Consider the following 21,564-nt stretch of genomic DNA (forward strand, 5'->3'; position numbering starts at 1 on the left):
GCGCGGCACCCGCCCCGCCGTGTATGTTCCGGGGCCGTAGGCCATGGAAGGGACCGATCGTGAACAAAAAGGTTGTGACCGCACTCTCCGGCGGCGCGGCACTGCTGATGGCGCTCTCGGGCTGCGGCGACGACAACAGCGAGGTCGACGGCTACGCCAAGAAGGTCTGTGACGAGGTCCAGCCACAGCTGAGCAAGATCACCAAGGCCAACGAGTCGATCACGTCCACAGCGGCGGACGGCAAGCCGGCGGACATCAAGAAGGCCGACTCCGCGGCCTTCCAGAAGATCTCCGCCGCCTACGCCGCCATGTCCGACTCCGTCGAGAAGGCGGGCACCCCGCCGGTCGATGGCGGCGAGACGGTCCAGTCGGACGCGGTCAAGGAGCTCGACGCCACGTCCAAGGCGTACGCCGAGCTCAAGGCGTCCGTGGACAAGCTCAAGACCAAGGACCAGGCCGACTTCGCCGAGGGGCTCAAGGGCGTCGCCACGCAGCTCGGCAAGGTCAACAAGGTCGGGGACGACGCGATCAAGAAGCTGCAGTCCGGTGAGGTCGGCACGGCGATGAGCAAGCAGTCCGGGTGCCAGCGCCCCGCGTCCGCGACGCCGACCAAGGCATCCTGACCGGCCCGTCCTGGCCCGGCGTGCGCGGGCCCGTGCTCACAGGCCCGACAATGATCCGGTGAGTACGCACACCCTCCCCACGCCCGACGCCGACCGCACCTCCCGGCTGCGCGAGGCGCTGCAATCCGCCGCCTTCACCGCCGACGGGCTGCTCGACCTGCTCGGTGCGCCCGCGTACGCCGCCCTCGCCCGCAGCGAGACCGTGCCCGCCCTGCGGGCCACCCGGGGCGACTCCTCGCTGGAGACACTGGTCCGGCTGTTCCTGCTGCAGGCCACGGTCCCGTACGAGCGCGCCCTTGCGGCGCTGCCCGTCGAGGACTGCGTGGCCGACGGCTGGCTGGTCCTGCACGGGGACGAGGTGCGGGCGAGCGTCGACGTACGCCCCTACGGCGGGCCCGAGGGCCAGGACTGGTGGATCGTCTCCGACCTCGGCTGCGCGGTCGGGGGCGCCGGGGGCATCGGCGCGGGTACGACCGGTGTGACGGGCGTGGACCGCTCCCAGCTCGTCCTCGGCGTCGGCGGCGCGTCCACGACGCTCGCGGGCATCACCGTCCGCACCCCCGTCGCCAGGGCGCTCGACCTCGGCACCGGTTCCGGCATCCAGGCGCTGCATGCCGCCCAGCACGCCACCCGGGTCACCGCCACCGACGTCAACCCGCGCGCCCTGGGCTTCGCGCGCCTCACGCTCGCCCTCTCCGGCGCGCCCGCGGCGGACCTGCGCGAGGGATCGCTCTACGACCCGGTCGCGGACGACGAGGGGTTCGATCTGATCGTCTCCAACCCGCCGTTCGTCATCTCGCCCGGCGCCCGCCTGACCTACCGCGACGGCGGGATGGGCGGCGACGACCTGTGCCGGGCGCTCGTCCAGGGCTCGGCCGATCACCTCGCCGACGGCGGATACCTCCAACTCCTCGCCAACTGGCAGCACATCGAGGGCGAGGACTGGCGCGAACGGCTGGCGTCCTGGGTGCCCGCCGGCTGCGACGCCTGGATCGTGCAGCGCGAGGTGCAGGACGTGGCGCAGTATGCGGAGCTGTGGCTCCGCGACGCGGGCGACCACCGGGGCGATCCGGCCGAGTACGCCGCCCGCTACGACGTCTGGCTGGACGAGTTCGAGGCCCGTAAGGCCAGGGCCGTCGGCTTCGGCTGGATCACCCTGCGCAAGTCCGGCGCCGACCGCCCCTCCGTGATCACCGAGGAGTGGCCGTACCCGGTCGAGCAGCCCCTCGGAACATCCGTACGCAGCCACTTCGAACGCCAGGACTTCCTGCGCAGCACCGACGATGCCGCGCTGCTCGCCGGCCGCTTCCGGCTGGCCGGCGAGGTGGTGCAGGAGCAGGTGGGACTGCCGGGGGCGGAGGACCCCGAGCATGTGGTGCTGCGTCAGAACCGCGGTATGCGGCGGGCGACGCGGGTCGACACCGTGGGCGCGGGCTTCGCGGGCGTGTGCGACGGGACAATGACCGCGGGCCGGATCCTGGACGCGATCGCCCAACTCGTCGGCGAGGACCCGGTGCTGCTGCGCGACCGTACGCCCGAGTCGATCCGGCTGCTGGTCGAGCAGGGCTTCCTCGACCCGGTCACGGACCCGGGGGCCGGTGCTCTCGAACGGGACCCGACCCGTGAGGCGTGACCCCGGCACAGCGGGCGCACGGCATGGAGAGCGGGCCGGTACGGAAGCGGGCCCGCGTCCCGGAGTTCCGGAACGCGGGCCCGTGTTGGCCGTCGGCGCGGGGCCGGGTCAGCTCCGCAGCAGGCGCCCCTGCTTGTCGGTGCGCGTCTCGCTGACGAAGAAGATGATCGCGTCGATCAGCGACCAGACGCCGAGGCCACCGCAGGTGAGGAGCTGGGCTATCGCCATGCCGGTGTAGCCGGTGTAGAAGCGGCCGATGCCGAGGCCGCCCAGGAAGAGCTGCAGCAGGCCGGCCACAATCTTGGACTTCTCGGAGTAGGGCTGGCCGTTGGGGGCGACACCGTACGGAGCCTCGGCGGACGGAGGCTGGGCGGGGTACGACACGGAGATTGCTCCTCGTGGATCTTCATCTGCTGGGACATCTGCCGCCCGAGGGGCCCGCGGCGGCGGGCCGTTGGGAGGCAGTGCAGACCAAGACTCCGTACGCGGGCACGCGGTTGCTCGCCACAGTGATCGTGATCGAGCGGTGATCTCGCGGGGGCGGGGAGGCTTCGGTGGATCGCTCGTCAGCCGTTCGGCCCGACGGATCCCTGTTTTTTCGCGGCGTTGTTCGCCGCGTTTTCGCCGCGCCACCGGTCGGCCGGCGGCGCGTGGCGCCGTGGTTCCGTCAGCCGATCACATTGCGGGCGACGGCCCAGGCCACGGCCGTGCCGATGACTGCGGCGGTACCGCGTGACCCCAGGGACACCCGGTAGCGCCGCCCCCGCAGACCCTCGCGCAGCCAGCGCCCGCACAGATACACCGCGGCCGGCAGCCCGAGCAGCAGCAGCAGCGCGTTGTCCTGGAACGCGGCGTCGATCCGTCCGTGCATCAGGTCGTACGCCATGCGCGTGCCGCCGCACGCCGGGCAGAGCAGGCCCGTCGCCCAGTTGAACGGGCAGCGCGGGAGGAAGTGGCCGGACTCGTGCGGGTTCCGGTCCCACAGGTAGGCCGCGGTCGCCACGCCCGCCAGGAGGAAGGCGAGTGGCGGCGCGGCCGGATGACGGAAGGCGCGCACGGCCGCTGCCCGGACGGATCCCGTCCGGGTCGCGGCCGTGACCTCGGCCTCACCGCCGGTGCGCGGGTACTCAGCCACGCAGGATGCGGCCCTGCTGGTCCGTGGTGTTGTTGCTGGTCAGCAGTACGATCCCGTCGATCAGCGCCCAGATGCCGAGGCCGCCGCAGGTGAAGAGCTGGCCGAGGGCGAGACCGACGTGGCCGAGGTAGAACCGGCCTATGCCGAAGGTGCCGAGGAAGAGCTGCAGCACGCCCGCGACGATCTTCGACTTGTCGGAGTACGGACGGCCGTAAGGGTCGTATCCGAAGGGCGCGTTGGGGTCGGAGTAGCCACCGCCGGCGGCTCCCTGCGGGTAGCCGTACCCGGGCGTGGCGCCGCCGTACGGCGGCTGCCCCGGGCCGGGCTGGCCACCCGGCGGGTAGCCGTATCCGCCGTTCTGCGGGTTCGGCGGTGGACCGTAGGGATACTGATCGGACACAAGAACCCCCGATGATGGAGAGCGGAACTGGTTTCGGGTGCGGCCGGTAGGCACGGCCCCGGGCCATCCTGCCAGCAGACGCCCGCCAGGTTTCGGTCCGGGCGGCAGACAGGACGCTCAATTGGCTACGTGGCCAGGCTTCGGGGTCAGCGAAGTGCTTGAACACCCGGGTTGTCCAGAACGTCGCCACGCACTGAACTCCTGCTCGCGCGACGGCCCAGTAGGGCGGCCCGCGTTGGTCAGGAGGAACTGAGGGACCTGGTCCTGGACGGAGCCAGCGTCGGGCTGCGACAGCTGAGTTGTGTGCTCGGGGCACGATGCAACCGGCTCGGCGGCTCACCGGGAGGTGCTGCTGCCCGCCGACGATCCGAGCCTCATCAGCCAGCTGTGCCCGAGTGGAAGGTCGTGGCCCGAGCAGCCGCTTGGCTCGGCGATCGTCCCCAGGGTGGCCAGGGGTGGAGTTCGGTGGAACGGAATCGAAGAAGTAGGCGAGTTCACTGGGGCCTGCGCCCTTTTGCGGATCGCATGTCGCGGGCGGCGGTTGTCGGTCGAGGAGATCGATGACGGCTCAGTCGTGGAACCGCTGCCTGCGAGACACACGTGTGGGTCTGTGGGCGAGGTGACTGCCCTGATATTGGTTGCCGCGCTTGCCTGGCCACGGCCTTTCGAGGCTGGCCCGAACGAAGCGTGGTCACTAGGAATCGGAGCGGCGATGAGTGGGGAATCGGGAGCGAATCGCGGACGTCTCGGTCGCGTCATGGGTGTCGCGGGCGGGCTGGCCCGCAGCGCGGCGGACAGGGCACCCGAGGTCTGGGCTGGGGTCAAGCGTCAATGGTCAGGGCACGTCGGCCTGGAGGACTACCGCCCCTTTGTCCTCGGCCTGCTCGCCGAGGGCGAGCAACTGCGCTCGATCCACCGGATCTCCAGCGGACAGCCGAAGCCGGCGCCTCCGAAGGAGCTCTATCCTCGGGCGTTCGATCAATGGAAGAACGGTCAGCAGGCGGACAGCAAGAATCTGCTGGGTGTGGCTGCCAGTGCGTACGTCCTCTCAGGTGCAATGGAGTGGATCGCGCCACCAGACGTGGATTTTCCGGGCACTGCCAAGCGGACGTTCTATGGATCCTGGGAGAGTCAAGGCGGCCAATTGGTGATCGCATTGCATGCACAGTGTGACGCCGATTACGACAGGCTCTTGGTCATCACAGATGATCGCGTCCTCATCGTCCGCGTCATGAGGGCTCGTAACGCGCGCGATTTGGGACCTGCAGAGCTGGGTTGGGGTGTTCGGCGTACTGATGTGTTGAAGGCACGTCGGGCGAAGGGGGCCACGTCGGTGGATCTCTGGTTCGCGGACGATTCATGGCTTCGCGTGTGGGATTGTTCGGGTCAGGAAGAAGCGCTTTGCGGTGCTTTTCCGTCATGCGGTGGGCGACGATGGCCCGGTGAGTAACCGGTGGTTGAGATTCGGAAGAGGTGCATCATCGTTGGGTAGTTGACGATGGTCGGTGGATTTTCTGTTCCCGAAGGTTGGCGCCCGCAAGGGGGGCGCATAGCCGCCAAGCCGTATGGAGGCGGTCTCGGGGTCGACGAAACGGAAATGTGTATGGGAAGCCAGGAATTTGATGTCGAGAGTGACGCATTGCGACGCTATGCCAAGGCGCTGGGCCATGCTGCAGGCAGGCTGGAATCACTTGAACGGCGCACCCAGGGGCTTGGGTTGGAAGGCAGCGTTTTCGGCAAACTCCCAGACGCTGAGGTGCTGCGGGAGGACTACAACGCGCAGCTGACGGAGTCGGGTGATGATCTGGGGAACGGTGCCGAGATGCTGCGCAGTTTCGCTGCGAACTTGAACGAATCGGCAGATGATTACGATGCAACTGACCGCGACGCGGTGTCCGGCTTCGGGGGTGGCCTCTGATGGGTGTGGGGGCCACGGCGGGCTATGCTCTGAGCCGTATCAACTACGTTCTCGACTGGAGCAATCCACTTGCCGGAGTACTTGACGATGCCATAAAGGGGGTTCTCGAATTCGTCCAGGCCGACGAACTGCTGGAGATGGTGAGCGGCGACAACGAGCTGTTGCTGGAGAGGGCTGCTGACTGGCGGTCCGCTGCACGTGATCTGCGTTCGACCGTTGATGACATGGTGGCCGAGCGGCGCATTCTCGGAGATTCTTGGACCGGTGAAGCAGCCGACGCTCTTGCGAAGCGAATGAGCGGTATCGAAGCTGCTCTACTCGGCGAAGCCGACGATATGGACACCATCGCGGAATTGCTGGAAGCGGCCGCCGCGGAGTGTGCGCTTGCCGAAGAACTGATGATGATGCTACTCGTCGAGCTTGTGGAGGCCGTCCTCGTATATCTAACCGCTGGGGCGCTGCTTTCGGTCCTCACGGCGGGTGCGAGTGCGGCCATCAGTGCCGCAATTTCCGGCGCCAGCGTGGCGATGCGAGTAGCGAAGGCCGCGAGGATCACGGCGAAGTTGGCGGACAAACTCTCCGACTTGGCCAAGCGGATCAAGGCGATCAAGAAGGCTCGGAAGCTACAGAGGGAACTGAAGAGGCTGGGCGCGAGAGGGAAGAATGACCGAGACGCCTACAAGAACGCCCTCAAGGGGTGGGACGGTGCGGAGGACAAGGTCAAGTGGAACGGCAAGATGAGCGGCCTGCCCAGGGCGGCAATCGACAGGGTGCGCGGTAGGGATTTCGGCACCCCGGAGGAATACGCAAAGTACATCGGCCACAAGAAGTCCAAGAAGTACGCCAGAGGTCTGGGAATGGGGGCAGCCGGCGCTGGTGACGTAACCGAGCTCGGAGATCCACTCACAGAGGGGGGTTCAAGGGCTGCGGACGAACGAATGCAGTACGAGGAACGCCCTGAGGGTCAGAGCCTTGACGAGCGCCTCGGAGAGTCACCGGAGCACCGGGGCAGGACTGTCGGCGACGTCTTCGGGTGAGTGGAAGAGGCGCGGCAAGCTCCATCGACAGTCTTTGCAGTGTCCTTCTGCTGCCTGTAGCGCCGCGCCTTGGGAGCTCTCGGTCTGAGACGGTATTGCCCGCAGGCTGATGGCCTCTCCGGGCCGGTTGCGGGAGCTGAGGCGAAGCCGGCATGTTCTGGTCTTTGCGCTTTACGCGACGGAGCTGAGCGGGGTCAGGAGCAACCACAATCTGCCCCTCGTAATCCCTCGTACTGGTGAGGGGCAGATCGAGAGTCTGCGGTGACTACCTCATGTCGCAGGGCGGTAGACCACCTCGAGCAGCGAGGGGTCGAAAGGCGCCCTTGTGGCGCGACCTTCGGGAAGGGGTTTGACGATTACTTCCTGAATGACGGCTCCGATTGCGAGCTGCTTTTGCCGAAGGTCGAACTTCTTCCAACGCTCCTCGGTGAAGCCCGCCAGGAAGTTGCGCGCCTCCTGCTCCGTCAGAAAGTCGTCTCTGTCCTTCTCCGACTCTCGAATCCGGTCGTCCAGCGCTGCGATCAATTCGAAGAAGTCGGTGGCCTGCACCTGGCCGCTCTTGTAGCCGTCCTTGAGAAGACGCTTCCGTTCCCGCAAGGAGTCCAGAGTGCTTTGCCCGTGCCACTCCTCGCTCTGCGGCTCAGTGGCAGAGAATCGCTGTGCGAGCACGTTGAGGACGAGCTTCTCGATGGCCTCGTCGACCAGATCCATCCGCCGTGCAACCCCCTGGCAGTTGGACGAGTTGCATGCGTACGAACCGTGGGGAGTGCGGGCGGACTTGGGGTTTCCCACCATCGCCGAGCCGCATGTCTTCCGGGACATGTCCACTCGGCCGCAGCGAAGGCAGCCGGAAAGCAGGTACTTACGAGTCCGGGTGACCTCCTTGCGGCGCGTTCCGCGCGTCCCGCGGCTGGGATCGCCCTTGAGCGTCCTGGGATCCACCTTGTAGTAGCTGGTGTAGCGGCCGAGGACGCTCCGCCACTCATCAGGGGTGGCGATCGTCTCCCACGTGCCGACCAGTGGCTGACCGGTCTCCTGGTCGCGTACCAGCTCACCGTCGAGCATCCGGTATCCGCAAATGGCTGGGTTGCTGACCATGTTGCGGACCGTGGTGCTGGTCCACTTCCCTCCCTTTACGGTGAGGACCCCCTCCTTGATCAGCCACTGAGTGACGGTCCGCTCCGACTTGCCTGCCATGATCATTTCAATGGCCTGGCGGAGGTATTGGGACTCTCCTGGATCGAGAACGTGGTTGTGAGGGCGACCGCTTTTCTTGTCCGCCGCCATCCAGCCGAAGCGGCGGTGCCCGCCGGACTGCTTGCCTTCCTTCGCGCGGTCCCGGACCGATCGAGCCGTGCGTTGCCTGATCTTCTTGACCTCCCTCTCGTCTCCGGAGGAGGTGCCAAGACCCACGACCTGAGCGCCGTCCGAGTGCACATCGATGTGTCGCTGCTCGTCGACGGCGTAGAAACAGCCTTTGCTGTCCACGGTCAGGGCCCGATGGACCCGCAGGAAGTCCTCCGGCAGGCGACGTACCCGGTCCTCGGCCGCGGAGATGATCCCTTGGACCGGCACCCCTTCAGCGGTCCGCCTTGCGCGGAGATCGCGAATCATCTGGAGGAAGGCCGGCCGCTGGATGTCCGGGTCTACGGCCGTGAGGTGGGTGTCCGTGTATCGCGCCACGACTACCCAGCCCAGACCCTCGGCGGCCCTGTCATTGTTGGCGTGCTGTCGGCCGACGCTGACCGCCTTCTCCTCCTGCTTGTCCTCGCTGATGCGGGCGTAGGAGCAGATGGGGGGCCTGTCGCCGATCCACTCTGCGGCGGTGATTCCTTCGGCTAGAGCCTTCTCAAGCTCCGGCACGATTCGCCACGTGGACGTAGCCTTCACTGGTACACCCCCGTGCGGTGTGTCTGTGTACTGTAATGGCTAGAACGTACATCGGGTTACCGTTCGAGTGGCGTTGCGGGCTTTTCCCGTTTGACACGGGGCCGGGAGGTACCGTCACACTCCGCAGCGTCAGCGCAGTGCCCCCAGACCATCCAGGCGTCGACCGGAGAGAAGAGCGAAGGTGTCCCCGACCAGCGAGACCGCGAACGGCGGCCGTCGACTCGTCATCGTCGAGTCGCCCGCCAAGGCCAAGACGATCAAGGGCTATCTCGGCCCGGGATATGTCGTCGAGGCCAGCGTCGGGCACATCCGCGACCTGCCCAACGGCGCCGCCGAGGTTCCGGCCAAGTACAAGGGCGAGCCCTGGGCGCGGCTCGGCGTCAATGTGGATCAGGACTTCGAGCCGATCTACGTCGTCAACGCCGACAAGAAGAGCCAGGTCAGCAAGCTCAAGGAGCTGCTGGCGGAGTCCGATGAACTCTTCCTCGCCACCGATGAGGACCGCGAGGGCGAGGCCATCGCCTGGCATCTCCAGCAGGTCCTCAAGCCCAAGGTCCCGGTCCGCCGGATGGTCTTCCACGAGATCACCAAGGACGCCATCCGCGAGGCCGTCGCCAACCCGCGCGAGCTCAACCAGCTGCTGGTCGACGCCCAGGAGACCCGCCGCATCCTCGACCGTCTCTACGGCTACGAGGTCTCGCCCGTGCTGTGGAAGAAGGTCATGCCGCGGCTGTCGGCAGGCCGTGTGCAGTCCGTGGCGACCCGGCTCGTCGTCGAGCGGGAGCGCGAGCGCATCGCCTTCCGCTCCGCCGAGTACTGGGATCTGACCGGCACCTTCGCCACCGGCCGCGCCGGTGACGCGAGCGACCCCGGCACCTTCGCCGCCCGGTTGTCCACGGTCGACGGCCGACGGGTCGCGCAGGGCCGCGACTTCGGGTCGACCGGGCAGCTCAAGGACGGCTCCCAGGTGCTGCACCTGGACGAGGCCGCCGCGCGGACGCTTGCCGACGCCCTGCAGGACACCGCGTTCTCGGTGCGCTCGGTCGAGTCCAAGCCGTACCGCCGCTCGCCGTACGCCCCGTTCCGTACGACCACGCTCCAGCAGGAGGCGTCGCGCAAGCTCGGCTTCGGCGCGAAGTCGACGATGCAGGTCGCCCAGAAGCTGTATGAGAACGGCTTCATCACCTATATGCGTACGGACTCCACGACGCTGTCGGACACGGCGGTCGCGGCGGCCCGTGCGCAGGTCACGCAGCTCTACGGCTCCGACTACCTGCCGGACAAGCCGCGGATCTACGCGGGCAAGGTCAAGAATGCGCAGGAGGCGCACGAGGCGATCCGGCCTTCGGGTGATCGTTTCCGCACTCCGGCCGAGACGGGCCTGACCGGTGACCAGTTCCGGCTCTACGAGCTGATCTGGAAGCGGACCGTCGCCTCCCAGATGAAGGACGCCGTCGGTCAGTCCGTGACCGTCAAGGTCGGTGGCCGCGCCGGCGACGGCCGGGACGCCGAGTTCTCCGCCTCCGGCAAGATCATCACCTTCCACGGCTTCATGAAGGCCTACGTGGAGGGCGCCGACGACCCGAACGCCGAGCTGGACGACCGTGAGCGCCGGCTCCCGCAGGTGACCGAGGGCGACCCGCTGTCGGCCCAGGAGATCACCGCCGACGGCCACGCCACCAAGCCCCCGGCCCGCTACACCGAGGCCAGCCTGGTCAAGGAGCTGGAGGAGCGGGAGATCGGCCGCCCGTCCACCTACGCGTCGATCATCGGCACCATCCTCGACCGCGGCTATGTCTTCAAGAAGGGCACCGCGCTCGTCCCCTCCTTCCTCTCCTTCGCCGTCGTCGGCCTGCTGGAGAAGCACTTCGGCCGGCTCGTCGACTACGACTTCACGGCGAGGATGGAGGACGACCTCGACCGCATCGCGCGGGGCGAGGCCCAGGCCGTGCCGTGGCTGCGGCGCTTCTACTTCGGCTCGGACGAGAGCGCCGCGGGCGCGGCGGCCGAGGCCGGGAACGGCGACGGCGACCACCTCGGCGGCCTCAAGGAACTGGTCACCGACCTCGGTGCGATCGACGCCCGCGAGGTGTCCTCGTTCCCGGTGGGCGAGGGCATCGTGCTGCGCGTCGGCCGCTACGGTCCGTACGTCGAGAAGGCCTCGGAGACCGAGGGCGAGCCGGGGCAGCGCGCCGACGTCCCCGAGGACCTGCCGCCGGACGAGCTGACCGTCGAACTGGCCAAGGAACTGCTCGCCAAGCCCAGCGGGGAGCGTGAGCTCGGCGCCGACCCGGAGACCGGACGCGCGATCGTCGCCAAGGACGGCCGCTACGGTCCGTACGTCACCGAGATCCTGCCCGAGGGCACGCCGAAGACCGGCAAGAACGCGGTCAAGCCGCGGACGGCATCCCTGTTCAAGTCGATGTCGCTCGATACGGTGACGCTTCAGGACGCGCTCAAGCTGATGTCGCTGCCGCGCGTCGTCGGCACCGACCCCGAGTCGGGCAACGACATCACCGCTCAGAACGGCCGCTACGGCCCGTACCTGAAGAAGGGGACGGACTCGCGGTCGCTGGAGAGCGAGGACCAGCTCTTCACGATCACGCTGGAGCAGGCGCAGGCGATCTACGCCCAGCCCAAGCAGCGCGGGCGTGCCGCGGCGAAGCCGCCGCTGAAGGAGCTGGGCACCGACCCGGTGAGCGAGCGCCCGGTCGTGGTGAAGGACGGCCGCTTCGGCCCGTACGTCACGGACGGCGAGACCAACGCGACGTTGCGCCGGGACGACGAGGTCGAGACGATCACTCCGGAGCGCGGTTTCGAGCTGCTGGCGGAGAAGCGCGCCAAGGGCCCGGCCAAGAAGACCGCGAAGAAGACGGCCAAGAAGACCGTGGCGAAGAAGGCCGCGGCCAAGAAGACGGCGGCGAAGAAGACGACCGCCAAGAAGACGACGAAGGCCACGGCGGCTGCCGGCAGTACGGCGAAGAAGACCGCCACGGCCAAGGCGCCCGTCGACGACGAAGGCTGAGAGGCGGGCCCGCCGCGCTGTTGTCGCGGGGCGGGCCCGGCGTACGGGCACATGTTCGGGGCGGGGCGACAGGGATTCGGCCACGCCCGATAGGCTGACGGGATGACGCGAGCCGAGCAGCCAACGGTCGTGACCCCCACATCCGACGCCCTTGCCGCAGATTCACGCGAGCGCGCCGTACGCGCCCTGCTGCGTTTCCCCCCGCTGCGACGACTCTGGAGTGCCCAGTTCGTCGGAGGCATCGGAGACGCACTCGGTCTGCTGGTGCTCCTCCTGCTGTCGCTTCAGGCGGCGGTCGCGGAGGGCTCCTTCGGGGGCGGTTATCGCGGTGCCGCGTTCGCCGTCGCCGCCGTCTTCGGGGCACGACTCGTCGCCACTGTCCTTTTCGGAGCCGTTCTCCTCGGGCCTCTGTCGTCGCTGACGGCGCCGGGGCCGGAGAAGGGACGCGCGACATCGTCCTCCGGGTCGTCCGGAGAGCGGCGTTCCGGGCGCCGTGAGGGCGGGCCCCTCGACCGGCGCTGGACCATGATCGGCGCGGACGTGGTGCGGCTGGCGCTCCTCGTCGTCGCACCCCTGTGGATCGACTGGACCCCCGCCAACGCCCTTTCCATCCTTCTCGTCACCGTCTTCGTCGCAGGAGTCGCCGAGCGGTTCTGGACGGTCGCCAAGGACGGCGCCGCCCCGGCTCTGCTGCCCGCACCTCCCGCCGAGGGCGCCGCCGTTCGCCCGCTGCCCGACCACAACGACGCCCTGCGCCGCCTCTGGCTGCGCACGTCGTTCGTCACGCTGCCGATCGCCGCCGCCGGGCTGGTCGTCGTCACGCTTCTCGGGAAGCTCCTGGCCGCCGGCATCGAGTGGTTCGACATGCACCAGGCGGCCCTGGGTTCGTATGTCGCCTCGGGCCTCTTCGCCGCGTCCGTGTCGGTGCTCTGGTTCATCGAGCTGCCCGGCGGGGCGACGCCCCGGCCGCGGTCTCCCCTCGAGGGCCTGCGCCGGCCCCGTACCGGCACCTCCGCCGACAAGGGACGTACGGGTGCGATTCCGCTGCTCGTCCTCACCTGCGCCGCAGTGGCCGCCGCCATCGCCGCCGCTGTCGCCGTCTCCGCGCTGCACGCGGACGACCTGGGCGGCGGTCCGGTCCTGTTCGCCCTGCTGGTCTTCGGGCTGACCGCCGGCACGGTCGCGGGCATCCGTCTGGCACCGCGCGTCCTGCCCGCACTGTCCCGGCGCAGGCTGCTGGCGATCGCGACCGCCGTCACCGGGCTCGCGCTGCTCGTCGCCGGGCTGGTCCCCGATGCCACGACCGTGCTGCTGATCACGCTGATCGCGGGCGCGTCGGCGGGCGTCGCCGCGCACACCGGTCACACCCTGCTCGACCTGGAGACCGAGGAGGGCCGCCAGAGCCGTACGACCGAGCATCTGCACGCTGTCGTACGCGTCTTCGTCGGCATCGGGGCGATCGCGGCCCCGTTGCTCGCCGCGGCCATCGGCCCGCACCGCCTCGCCGGCGAGGACTTCGTCTTCGCGCACGGCGGTGCCGCCTTCACGCTCATGCTCGTCGGCGCGCTGCTACTGCCGCTGGCGGTCCTGGTGCTCGGTAAGACGGACGACCGGTCCGGTGTGCCGCTCCGCCGCGATCTGCGGGAGGCGCTGCGCGGTGGGGAGCCCGCGCAGGCACCGGCCGCCACCGGGTTCTTCATCGCCGTCGAGGGCGGCGACGGGGCCGGGAAGTCCACCCAGGTCGAGGCTCTCGCCGAGTGGATCCGCGCCAAGGGCCACGAGGTGGTCGTCACCCGCGAGCCCGGCGCGACGGCCATCGGCAAGCGCCTGCGCTCGATCCTTCTGGACGTCTCCAGCGCCGGCCTCTCCCACCGCGCGGAGGCGCTGCTCTACGCGGCGGACCGCGCCGAGCACGTCGACACGGTCGTACGGCCCGCCCTCGACCGGGGCGCCGTCGTCCTCTCCGACCGGTACATCGACTCCTCCGTCGCCTACCAGGGCGCGGGCCGCGATCTCTCGCCGACCGAGATCGCCCGCATCTCGCGCTGGGCGACGGACGGCCTCGTACCGCATCTGACGGTTCTGCTGGACGTCGCGCCGGAGACCGCACGCGAGCGGTTCACGGAGGCGCCCGACCGGCTGGAGTCCGAGCCGCCCGAGTTCCACGCGCGCGTGCGCGCCGGCTTCCTGACGCTGGCCGCGGCGGACCCCGCGCGCTATCTCGTCGTCGACGCGGGACAGGAACCGGAGGCGGTCACCACCGTCGTACGCCACCGGCTCGACCAGATGCTGCCGCTGTCCGAAGCGGAGATCCAGGCCCGCGAGGACGCCCGCAAGGCCGCCGAGGAGGAGCGCAAGCGCCGCGAGGCCGAGGAGGCCGCACGCAAGGCCGAGGAGGAGCGACTGGAGCGCGAGCGCCAGGAGCAGCTCGCCCGGCTGCGTGCCGAGGAGGAGGAGCGCAAGCGCCGCGACGCCGAGGAAGCGCGCCGCCGCGAGGAGGAGCGCCAGGCGGAGGAGGCGCGCCTGCGTGCCGAGGAGGCTCGCAAGGCCGCCGAGGAGGAGCGCAAGCGGCGCGAGGCCGAGGAGGCCGCACGCCGGGCCGAGCAGGAGCAGCTGCGCCGCCGGGCGGAGGAGGAGGCCCGGCTGCGGGCCGAGGCCGAGGCCCGCCGCCTGGAGAAGCAGCGCAAGGCGGAGGAAGCACTGCTGCGGGCGGAGGAGGCGCGTCTGGAGGCCGAGGCGGCCGCTGCCCGGGCGGCCTCCAAGTCCAAGGCGGGCGACGAGGACCCGACGGTGGAGACGCCGGTTCCGGGTACCGGCGAGGGGCGGACGGGAGCAGCGGATCCGGCGCAGACCGTCCCGACCCCGCGGGTGGACCGGAAGGACACCGGCGTCTCCGAGGAGCGGCGTTCCCGGAGCGACGACGAGACGGCGGTGCTGCGGCCCATCCGCTCGGACGAGCCGGAGGGCGGCGCGCGCCCGGCGAAGGGCTCGGAGGCGCGCCCGGCGAAGGGCTCGGAGGCCGAGGACACGGCCGTCCTGCCGAAGCCCCCGGTGCCGGGCAGCGCGGACGAGACGGCGGTCCTCCCGCCCGTACGTCCCGAGGACGCCGCGGGCGGGCAGGAGCGGCCGGGGGATCCGGCCGACCGCGTACCGCCGTGGCTCTTCCGCGCCGACGACGGCGGTTCGGAGCCGGCGGCCCCGCGCGAGCCCGAGCGCACGCGCGAGATGCCGCAGGTCGATCCGGCGTCCCCGGAGCGCCCGCGCCGGCGGCGCCCGGACTGGGCCGAGGAGACGCCGCTCGATGACCTCCCGAGCCTGGCCGACGAACTGCTCGGCCCCCGCGATGAGGACGACACCAACGGCCGCGGCAGGGGCCGCTGACGTACGACGGAACGCCCGGGGCCCCGGGGACCTGATGCCGGGCCCCGGGCGTTCCGCGTTCTCCGGGCCGGACCCGAGGTGCCGGTCGCAGCTGGCCGGGCAGCTCCCAAGATGCCGGTCGCAGCTGGCCGGGCAGCTCCCAAGATGCCGGTCGCAGCTGGCGCCGGCCCGGCCCGCAGGAATCCCCTGGATCGTGCGTAGCGGACCCCGCGCCTTTGCGCCGTGGGCCGGTCGTACGCGGCGGGCCCCCGCGCCTGTACTGCGCACAGGCTCGTCGTGCCCGGTGCGTCCTGCCCCCCGCGTGCCGTCCCGCCCGTGCGCGATGGAAAATGAGGCGGTGACCCGAGCCGCGTTGGACTACCAGGACATCCTGGAGCAAGTGGCGGCGGACGTCGCACCTCAGATCGGTGGCGGCCGCCCTGCCGAGTACATACCGGCGCTGGCATCGGTGGACCCCCGGCGCTTCGGCATGGCCGTGGCCGACGTCAACGGTCAGGTCCACGGCGTGGGGGACTGGCGCGAGCCGTTCTCCGCCCAGTCCATCACCAAGGTCTTCACCCTGGCGCTCACCCTGGCCCGCGGCGGCGAGGAACTCTGGGCACACGTCGGACGCGAGCCCTCCGGCAATCCGTTCAACTCCCTGGTCCAGCTCGAACGGGAGCAGGGCATACCGCGCAACCCGTTCATCAATGCCGGAGCCCTCGTCGTCACCGACCATCTGCACAGCCTGACCGGCGACGCCAGCAGCGAACTGCTCGAGTTCCTGCGCGAGGAGAGCGGCAATCCGGAACTCGGCTTCGACCGGGAGGTGGCGGAGTCCGAGTCCGCGCACGGGGACCGCAACGCCGCGCTCGCGTACTTCATGGCCAGTTACGGCAACATGCGCAATGACGTACCGACCGTCCTGCACCACTACTTCTGGCAGTGCTCGATCACGATGAGCTGCGCCGACCTCGCGACCGCCGGCCTCTTCCTGGCCCGCCACGGGGTACGGACCGACGACTCGCGGCTGCTGTCCCTCAGCGAGGCCAAACGCGTCAACGCCGTGATGCTGACGTGCGGGACGTACGACGCGGCGGGCGACTTCGCGTACCGGGTGGGGCTGCCCGGCAAGAGCGGGGTCGGGGGCGGCATCATCGCCGTCATCCCGGGGCTGTGCACGCTCGCGGTCTGGAGCCCCGGGCTGGACTCGCGCGGGAACTCGGTGGCGGGGGTCGCGGCGCTCGACCGGTTCACGACGCTGACAGGCCTCTCCGTCTTCTGAGCGTGGCGCGTCTCCAAGACCGCGGGCGGGGGCGGGCGTCGCCCGTTGTCGGTCCGGTGGACCACAATGGGTGCCGCGAGAGACAACGGCATCGGGTCGCCCGGCACGGAAGGCACGGAACGGCACGTACGCGGCGCGGGCGCGGGGCACGGGAAGCATCGGCAGGCAGGGGCAAGGGGCAGCCATGGCGGTATGGGACGACGTCGTCGGGCAGGAGCGGCTGACCGAGCAACTCGCCGCCGCAGCCCGCGATGCCGACGCCATCGTGACCGCGGAGACCGAGGCGCGGAGCGCGAGGGCGCTCGACCTCACGCCCGCGCCCCCGGACGATCCGGACGAGGCCCGCGGGTCGTCGAAGATGACACACGCCTGGCTGTTCACCGGACCGCCCGGCTCCGGCGGGGCGACCGCCGCCCGGGCGTTCGCCGCCGCGCTGCAGTGCGTCAGCCCGGACCGCGCCCTGGGCGGCGCCCCCGGCTGCGGATTCTGCGACGGTTGCCACACCGCCCTCGTCGGCACCCACGCCGATGTCGAGGTGGTCAGGACCGACGTGCTGTCGATCGGTGTGAAGGAGACCCGCGAGCTCGTCCGCCGCGCCCAGCTCTCGCCCGCGAACGGCCGCTGGCAGGTGATCGTCCTCGAGGACTCCGACCGCCTCACCGAAGGCGCGGCCAATGTGCTGCTGAAGGCCGTGGAGGAGCCCGCACCCCGTACGGTCTGGCTTCTCTGTGCGCCCTCCATCGAGGACGTGCTGCCGACGATCCGCTCCCGCTGCCGCCACCTCACGCTCCGTACGCCGTCGGTGGAGGCCGTCGCCGATGTGCTGGTGCGGCGCGACGGCATCGAACCCGGCCTCGCCGCGACCGCCGCGGGCGCCACACAGGGCCACATCGGCCGGGCCCGCCGGCTCGCCACGGACGAGCGGGCCCGCAGCCGCCGCGCCGCCGTGCTCCGCCTGCCGCTGCGCGTCGACGACGTCGGCGCCTGCCTCAAGGCCGCCCAGGAGCTGGTCGACGCCGCCGCCGAGGACGCCAAGCAGATGGCGGAGGAGGTCGACGTGAAGGAGACCGAGGAGCTGCGGGCCGCGCTGGGCGCCGCATCCGGCACGGGCGGGCGCCTCCCGCGCGGCACCGCGGGCGCGATGAAGGAGCTGCAGGACCGGCAGAAGCGGCGTGCGACCCGTACCCAGCGCGACAGCCTCGACCTGGCGCTCACCGATCTCACCGGTTTCTACCGCGATGTCCTCGCAATGCAGCTCGGCTCCACCGTGGCGATCGCCAACACCGATGTCCGCGACGACCTTCAGCGCGTCGCGCGGTCCTCCACCGCGGAGCGCAGCCTTCGCCGCATCGACGCGGTGCTCGCCTGCCGCGAGGCCCTGGACAGCAATGTCGCGCCGCTGCTGGCGGTAGAGGCCATGACGATGGCCCTGCGCGAAGGATGACGGGCACGGGCCGCGGGCGCGTACGGGAGCGCGCGCTGCCGTCCCGGACACGCTCTCACCCGTACGAGGACGGCGGACCACGCATGGACGGTGTCCGGACGGATACGCTCCGAACACCCCACGCGAAGAACTGAACGAGGGATCGCCGCATGGAACCCAGTCGTCTGTTCCGCACCTCCTGGACCGTCCTGGCGGTCGCGGGCCTTCTGATGTCCGGCTGTTCCTCCGGGAGTTCGTCGTCGGACTCCTCCGCCTCGCCGAATGCGGTGAACCGGCAGCCGCAGAAGAAGGCCGACGCCGTCCAGGTGCTGCAGCCGCTGCCCGCCGCCGTGCCCGCCGGACTGCGGCCGTACTACGACCAGAAGCTGAGCTGGCGCGAGTGCGGCATCGAGGGGTTCGAGTGCGCCACCCTCAAGGTGCCGATGGATTACGCGAACCCGGCGGACGGCCGCGACGTCAAGCTCGCCGTCTCGCGCAGAACGGCGACCGGCCCCGGCAAGCGACTCGGCTCCCTGCTGGTGAACCCGGGCGGACCGGGCGGCTCTGCGATCGGCTATCTGCAGAGCTACGCCGGCATCGGCTATCCGGAACCGGTGCGGGCGCGCTACGACATGGTGGCCGTCGACCCGCGCGGCGTGGCCCGCAGCGCACCCGTCACCTGCCTGTCCGACTCGCAGATGGACACCTTCACCCAGATCGACCAGACGCCCGACGACCGGAAAGAGGTCGACGAACTCGTCTCCACCTTCAAGGACTTCGCGACGGGCTGCCAGGACCGCTCGGGCAAGGTCCTCGGCCATGTCTCGACCGTCGAGGCGGCCCGGGACATGGATGTGCTGCGCGGTGCCCTGGGCGACAAGAAGCTGACGTACGTCGGCGCCTCGTACGGCACGTTCCTCGGCGCCACCTACGCGGGTCTCTACCCGTCGCGCGCCGGACGCCTCGTCCTGGACGGTGCGATGGACCCCTCCCTCCCCGCCCTGACCATGAACCGGGACCAGACGGCGGGCTTCGAGACCGCCTTCACCGCCTTCGCGGAGGACTGCGTACGGCGCGAGGACTGCCCGCTCGGCAAGGGCACGGCGAAGGACGCGGGCCGACGTCTGCAGGCGTTCTTCACCAAGCTCGACAAGGACCCGGTCCCCTCCGGCGAGGACCGCAAGCTGGGCGAGTCCCTGGCGACGACGGCCGTGATCGCGGCGATGTACGACGAGGGCGCCTGGACGGAGCTGCGCAGCGCCCTGCAGTCGGCGATGGACGGTGACGGGTCCGGGCTGATGCGCCTCGCCGACCTCTACTACGAGCGCGACGCCGACGGCTCCTACGAGAACCTGATGTTCGCCAACCCGGCCGTCAACTGCCTTGACCTCCCTGCCGCTTTCAACGGCCCGAACGACGTGCGCAAGGCGCTGGCGTCCTTCCGCAAGGCGTCTCCGGTCTTCGGTACGGGCCTGGCGTGGGCGGCGATGAACTGCACGTACTGGCCGGTGGAGGCGACCGGCCGCCCGAGCCGCATCGAGGCGAAGGGCGCACCCCCGATCGTCGTGGTCGGCACGACCCGCGACCCTGCGACCCCGTACCGCTGGGCCCAGGCCCTGGCGGGCCAGCTCGGCTCGGGCACGCTCCTGACGTACGAGGGCGACGGGCACACCGCGTACGGGCGCGGCAGCGACTGCGTCGACTCGACGATCAACACCTACCTGCTGGAGGGCAAGGCTCCGAAGGACGGCACGCGCTGTACCTAGCGTGCGGAGGGGGCGGCGGTGCGATCCATCCGGAGGTCCGGCGCCGGGTGGGTGGACGTTCCGGGAGGGCGGCATTTAGGGCATTGCGCCCATGCCTTCCCGGGGGTGGCCCTCGTCGCCCGGTCGGGGTACGAGGCACCCCGGCTGAATGTGTAGACTTGGCGCCGTTGCGGCACCAGGTCACGCACGACGGGACCGGGCGCATCCGCAGCTCGCCGCCTTAGCTCAGTCGGCCAGAGCGACGCACTCGTAATGCGTAGGTCAGGGGTTCGACTCCCCTAGGCGGCTCACCTGAAACCCCAGGTCGGATCCGATCCGACCTGGGGTTTTGTCGTTCAGCGGATGCGGCGACGGCGGCGGGAGCGAGCCGAGCGGGAGTCGGGGGTCTCAGTTCTGGTCTCAGTGGGGCCGGAATCCGGGCCCGGATTGGGGGTCGGGGGAGCGGGGACGAAGAACTCGCCCATGCGCCGCATCGCGTCCTTCGACAGGTGTGACCTGCCCTTCACATACCGCCTCGTCTGGCTGATCTGTGTGTGCCGCAGGATCTCCATGATCGTGGGCATGTCGACGCCCAACTCGTTCAGGATCGTGCCGGCCGTGTGACGGCTCCCGTCGTACAGGCGGCGGTCGTCGATTCCGGCCTCGGCGAGCAGCTCCTTGAACTCCTCGTAGTCCTGCCTTGGGTCGAGGGGGCGCCCGTCCGGCCGTGAGAACACCACCTGGTGTTCTTCCCACAGCTCTTCGGCGGCGGCGCGCATCTCTGCTTGCTGTGCCCTGTGGGCGCGCAAGAACGGGATGAAGACGGGCGGGATCGGGACGGCGTTCCGGCTCTTCTTGGTCTTGGGCCGGGTGAAGGTGAGTCCGCCTTCTTTGCGCTGCGGGCAGGCACTCGCGTGCCTGGCGCACGTCTTGGGGCAGGGCTCCGGGCAGCCCCGCTTGTAGTTCCGATGCGTGGTGCAGTCAGGCGGGCACGGCTCGAATCGGTGGAGGCGGGCGCCGCAGGCCCGAGGATCGTCACAGCCATGGCGCCACGTGAGCCTCTGGAGCTGCCACTCCGGGCGGAACAACTCGGTGTCCAGGTCCACGTACGGCCACCGCAGACCGAGCGTCTCGCCCTGGCGGAACCCCATACCGACGCCCACGATCCACCGCATGGAGGTTGGCCGCTTCGCTGCCGCTTCGAGGAACGCCTTGGCCTCTTCCTTCGTGAAGGGGTTCGCCTCGGTCTCGTCGATGCTCGGCGGGTCCACGAGCGTGGCGACGTTCTCGCCGACGATGCGGCGACGGTGGGCAATTTTCAGGGCCCGCGACAGGATGCGGTGAACCTTCACCACGTGGGACGGTGCGCGCCCGGCATCGAGTAGCGCCCGGTACATCCGCTCAAGGTGCTCCGGCTGCAGCTTGTCGATGCGGTGCTTGCCGACGCCGGGGACGATGTCGTTGCGGGTCTTGGACCAGTAGTCATCCAAGGAGCGTGGCTTGAGCTTCAGACTCGCGATGTCGGTGAGGTAGGTCTCCATCCACTGCTCGACGGTCGGCTTACGCCCTGCGGCGGGGGCTCGGCCCTGCTCTCGCTGGCGCTCCAACACCCTGACCTTGCGCTTGATTTCGGTCTCGGTCTTGGCACGCCGATGTCGGCGGTCGGGGCTGCCATCACTCTTCACGCCCATGGTGACTCTGCCGTGCCACCAGCCGTCGGCGCCGAAGTAGATGGACGACTCCATATTGGGCTTGCGGGGGCTCATGTGCTCCTCCATGCGAGAGGCGCCCCGAGCGGAGTGCTCAGGGCGCCTCGGGGCGGGCTCTGGTCAGTTGGGCAGCGGGGCGAGACTCTCCACGTACGCCTCAAGGTCCGCTCGCCGGATGCGACGCGTGCGGCCCAACTTGATGTACTTCAGGACGCCTTCGGCCATCAGCTCGTAGACGGTGGAGCGGCCAATGGCAAGCGCTTCGGCAGCCTCGTCGGGCTTGTACAGAAGTCGGTCGACGGGGGTGGCGATCGCGGTGCTCATCCGGGGTGCCTCCTCGGCGGGAAGGGGGAACCGCTGACAGAACTGACAGAACCCCGC

The 21,564-nt window shown here is 69.8% G+C and carries 17 protein-coding genes and 1 tRNA gene; 12 read left to right on the top strand and 6 right to left on the bottom strand.

Features of this window, described 5'->3' with window-relative positions; genetic code table 11:
• Window positions 1–59: 59 nt before the first annotated feature.
• Window positions 60–623 carry a small secreted protein gene (locus ACGFNH_RS25480; RefSeq protein WP_393657394.1) on the top strand — a complete coding sequence of 188 codons (564 nt, stop codon included), beginning with the start codon at window positions 60–62 and terminating at the stop codon, window positions 621–623.
• A 58-nt stretch (window positions 624–681) separates the two neighbouring features.
• Window positions 682–2,256 (top strand): methyltransferase, encoded by a 1,575-nt coding sequence (locus tag ACGFNH_RS25485; RefSeq protein WP_393657396.1) that lies wholly within the window; start codon window positions 682–684, stop codon window positions 2,254–2,256.
• A gap of 108 nt (window positions 2,257–2,364) precedes the next feature.
• On the opposite strand, the gene ACGFNH_RS25490 is transcribed toward ACGFNH_RS25485, so the two are convergent.
• Complete coding sequence (locus ACGFNH_RS25490) at window positions 2,365–2,640, bottom strand: TM2 domain-containing protein (protein WP_393657398.1); 276 nt, start codon at window positions 2,638–2,640, stop codon at window positions 2,365–2,367.
• 14 nt (window positions 2,641–2,654) lie between these two features.
• Between ACGFNH_RS25490 and ACGFNH_RS25495 the strand changes: the two genes are divergently transcribed.
• On the top strand, window positions 2,655–2,786 hold the full coding sequence (locus ACGFNH_RS25495; protein WP_393657400.1) for a hypothetical protein: 132 nt from the start codon (window positions 2,655–2,657) through the stop codon (window positions 2,784–2,786).
• 137 nt (window positions 2,787–2,923) lie between these two features.
• Here ACGFNH_RS25495 and ACGFNH_RS25500 read toward each other — a convergent pair whose 3' ends face one another.
• Complete coding sequence (locus ACGFNH_RS25500) at window positions 2,924–3,313, bottom strand: DUF2752 domain-containing protein (RefSeq protein ID WP_393657585.1); 390 nt, start codon at window positions 3,311–3,313, stop codon at window positions 2,924–2,926.
• 70 nt (window positions 3,314–3,383) lie between these two features.
• On the bottom strand, window positions 3,384–3,791 hold the full coding sequence (locus tag ACGFNH_RS25505; protein ID WP_393657401.1) for a TM2 domain-containing protein: 408 nt from the start codon (window positions 3,789–3,791) through the stop codon (window positions 3,384–3,386).
• Window positions 3,792–4,548: 757 nt separating this feature from the next.
• Between ACGFNH_RS25505 and ACGFNH_RS25510 the strand changes: the two genes are divergently transcribed.
• From ACGFNH_RS25510 to ACGFNH_RS25520, 3 genes are read left to right on the top strand one after another with little or no spacing between them, the layout of a single operon-like run.
• Window positions 4,549–5,241 carry a hypothetical protein gene (locus tag ACGFNH_RS25510; protein WP_393657403.1) on the top strand — a complete coding sequence of 231 codons (693 nt, stop codon included), beginning with the start codon at window positions 4,549–4,551 and terminating at the stop codon, window positions 5,239–5,241.
• Between the two features lie 42 nt (window positions 5,242–5,283).
• Window positions 5,284–5,709 carry a WXG100 family type VII secretion target gene (locus ACGFNH_RS25515; protein ID WP_393657405.1) on the top strand — a complete coding sequence of 142 codons (426 nt, stop codon included), beginning with the start codon at window positions 5,284–5,286 and terminating at the stop codon, window positions 5,707–5,709.
• Window positions 5,709–6,746, top strand: a complete 1,038-nt coding sequence (locus ACGFNH_RS25520) for a WXG100 family type VII secretion target (RefSeq protein WP_393657406.1) — start codon at window positions 5,709–5,711, stop codon at window positions 6,744–6,746. Before ACGFNH_RS25515 ends, ACGFNH_RS25520 begins: the two co-directional genes overlap by 1 nt.
• Before the next feature lie 270 nt (window positions 6,747–7,016).
• Here ACGFNH_RS25520 and ACGFNH_RS25525 read toward each other — a convergent pair whose 3' ends face one another.
• A complete protein-coding gene (locus ACGFNH_RS25525; protein ID WP_393657408.1) occupies window positions 7,017–8,609 on the bottom strand; it encodes a recombinase family protein in 1,593 nt (530 codons plus the stop codon).
• A gap of 208 nt (window positions 8,610–8,817) precedes the next feature.
• On the opposite strand from ACGFNH_RS25525, the gene topA reads away from it, so the two are divergent.
• The 6 genes from topA to ACGFNH_RS25555 all read left to right on the top strand — a co-directional run bounded on the left by topA (window position 8,818) and on the right by ACGFNH_RS25555 (window position 19,783).
• Entirely contained in the window at window positions 8,818–11,661 is a 2,844-nt protein-coding gene (gene topA / locus ACGFNH_RS25530; RefSeq protein ID WP_393657410.1) for a type I DNA topoisomerase, read from the top strand.
• A 102-nt stretch (window positions 11,662–11,763) separates the two neighbouring features.
• Window positions 11,764–15,042 (top strand): dTMP kinase, encoded by a 3,279-nt coding sequence (tmk, locus tag ACGFNH_RS25535; RefSeq protein ID WP_393657412.1) that lies wholly within the window; start codon window positions 11,764–11,766, stop codon window positions 15,040–15,042.
• Window positions 15,043–15,394: 352 nt separating this feature from the next.
• Window positions 15,395–16,306 (top strand): glutaminase, encoded by a 912-nt coding sequence (locus ACGFNH_RS25540; protein WP_393657587.1) that lies wholly within the window; start codon window positions 15,395–15,397, stop codon window positions 16,304–16,306.
• 184 nt (window positions 16,307–16,490) lie between these two features.
• The gene (locus tag ACGFNH_RS25545; RefSeq protein ID WP_393657414.1) at window positions 16,491–17,750 is read left to right on the top strand and encodes a DNA polymerase III subunit delta'; all 1,260 of its coding nucleotides are present in this window, start codon (window positions 16,491–16,493) and stop codon (window positions 17,748–17,750) included.
• Between the two features lie 149 nt (window positions 17,751–17,899).
• A complete protein-coding gene (locus ACGFNH_RS25550; protein ID WP_393657416.1) occupies window positions 17,900–19,495 on the top strand; it encodes an alpha/beta hydrolase in 1,596 nt (531 codons plus the stop codon).
• Window positions 19,496–19,709: 214 nt separating this feature from the next.
• A tRNA-Thr gene (locus tag ACGFNH_RS25555) sits at window positions 19,710–19,783 on the top strand.
• 47 nt (window positions 19,784–19,830) lie between these two features.
• Here the strand turns inward: ACGFNH_RS25555 and ACGFNH_RS25560 are convergent.
• A complete protein-coding gene (locus ACGFNH_RS25560; protein ID WP_393657418.1) occupies window positions 19,831–21,240 on the bottom strand; it encodes a tyrosine-type recombinase/integrase in 1,410 nt (469 codons plus the stop codon).
• A gap of 63 nt (window positions 21,241–21,303) precedes the next feature.
• Window positions 21,304–21,507: a helix-turn-helix domain-containing protein gene (locus tag ACGFNH_RS25565; RefSeq protein WP_393657420.1), complete on the bottom strand. Its 204-nt coding sequence runs from the start codon at window positions 21,505–21,507 to the stop codon at window positions 21,304–21,306.
• Window positions 21,508–21,564: the final 57 nt, after the last annotated feature.

It is taken from the genome of Streptomyces sp. NPDC048639 (genome assembly GCF_043199075.1).
GTDB lineage: Bacteria > Actinomycetota > Actinomycetes > Streptomycetales > Streptomycetaceae > Streptomyces.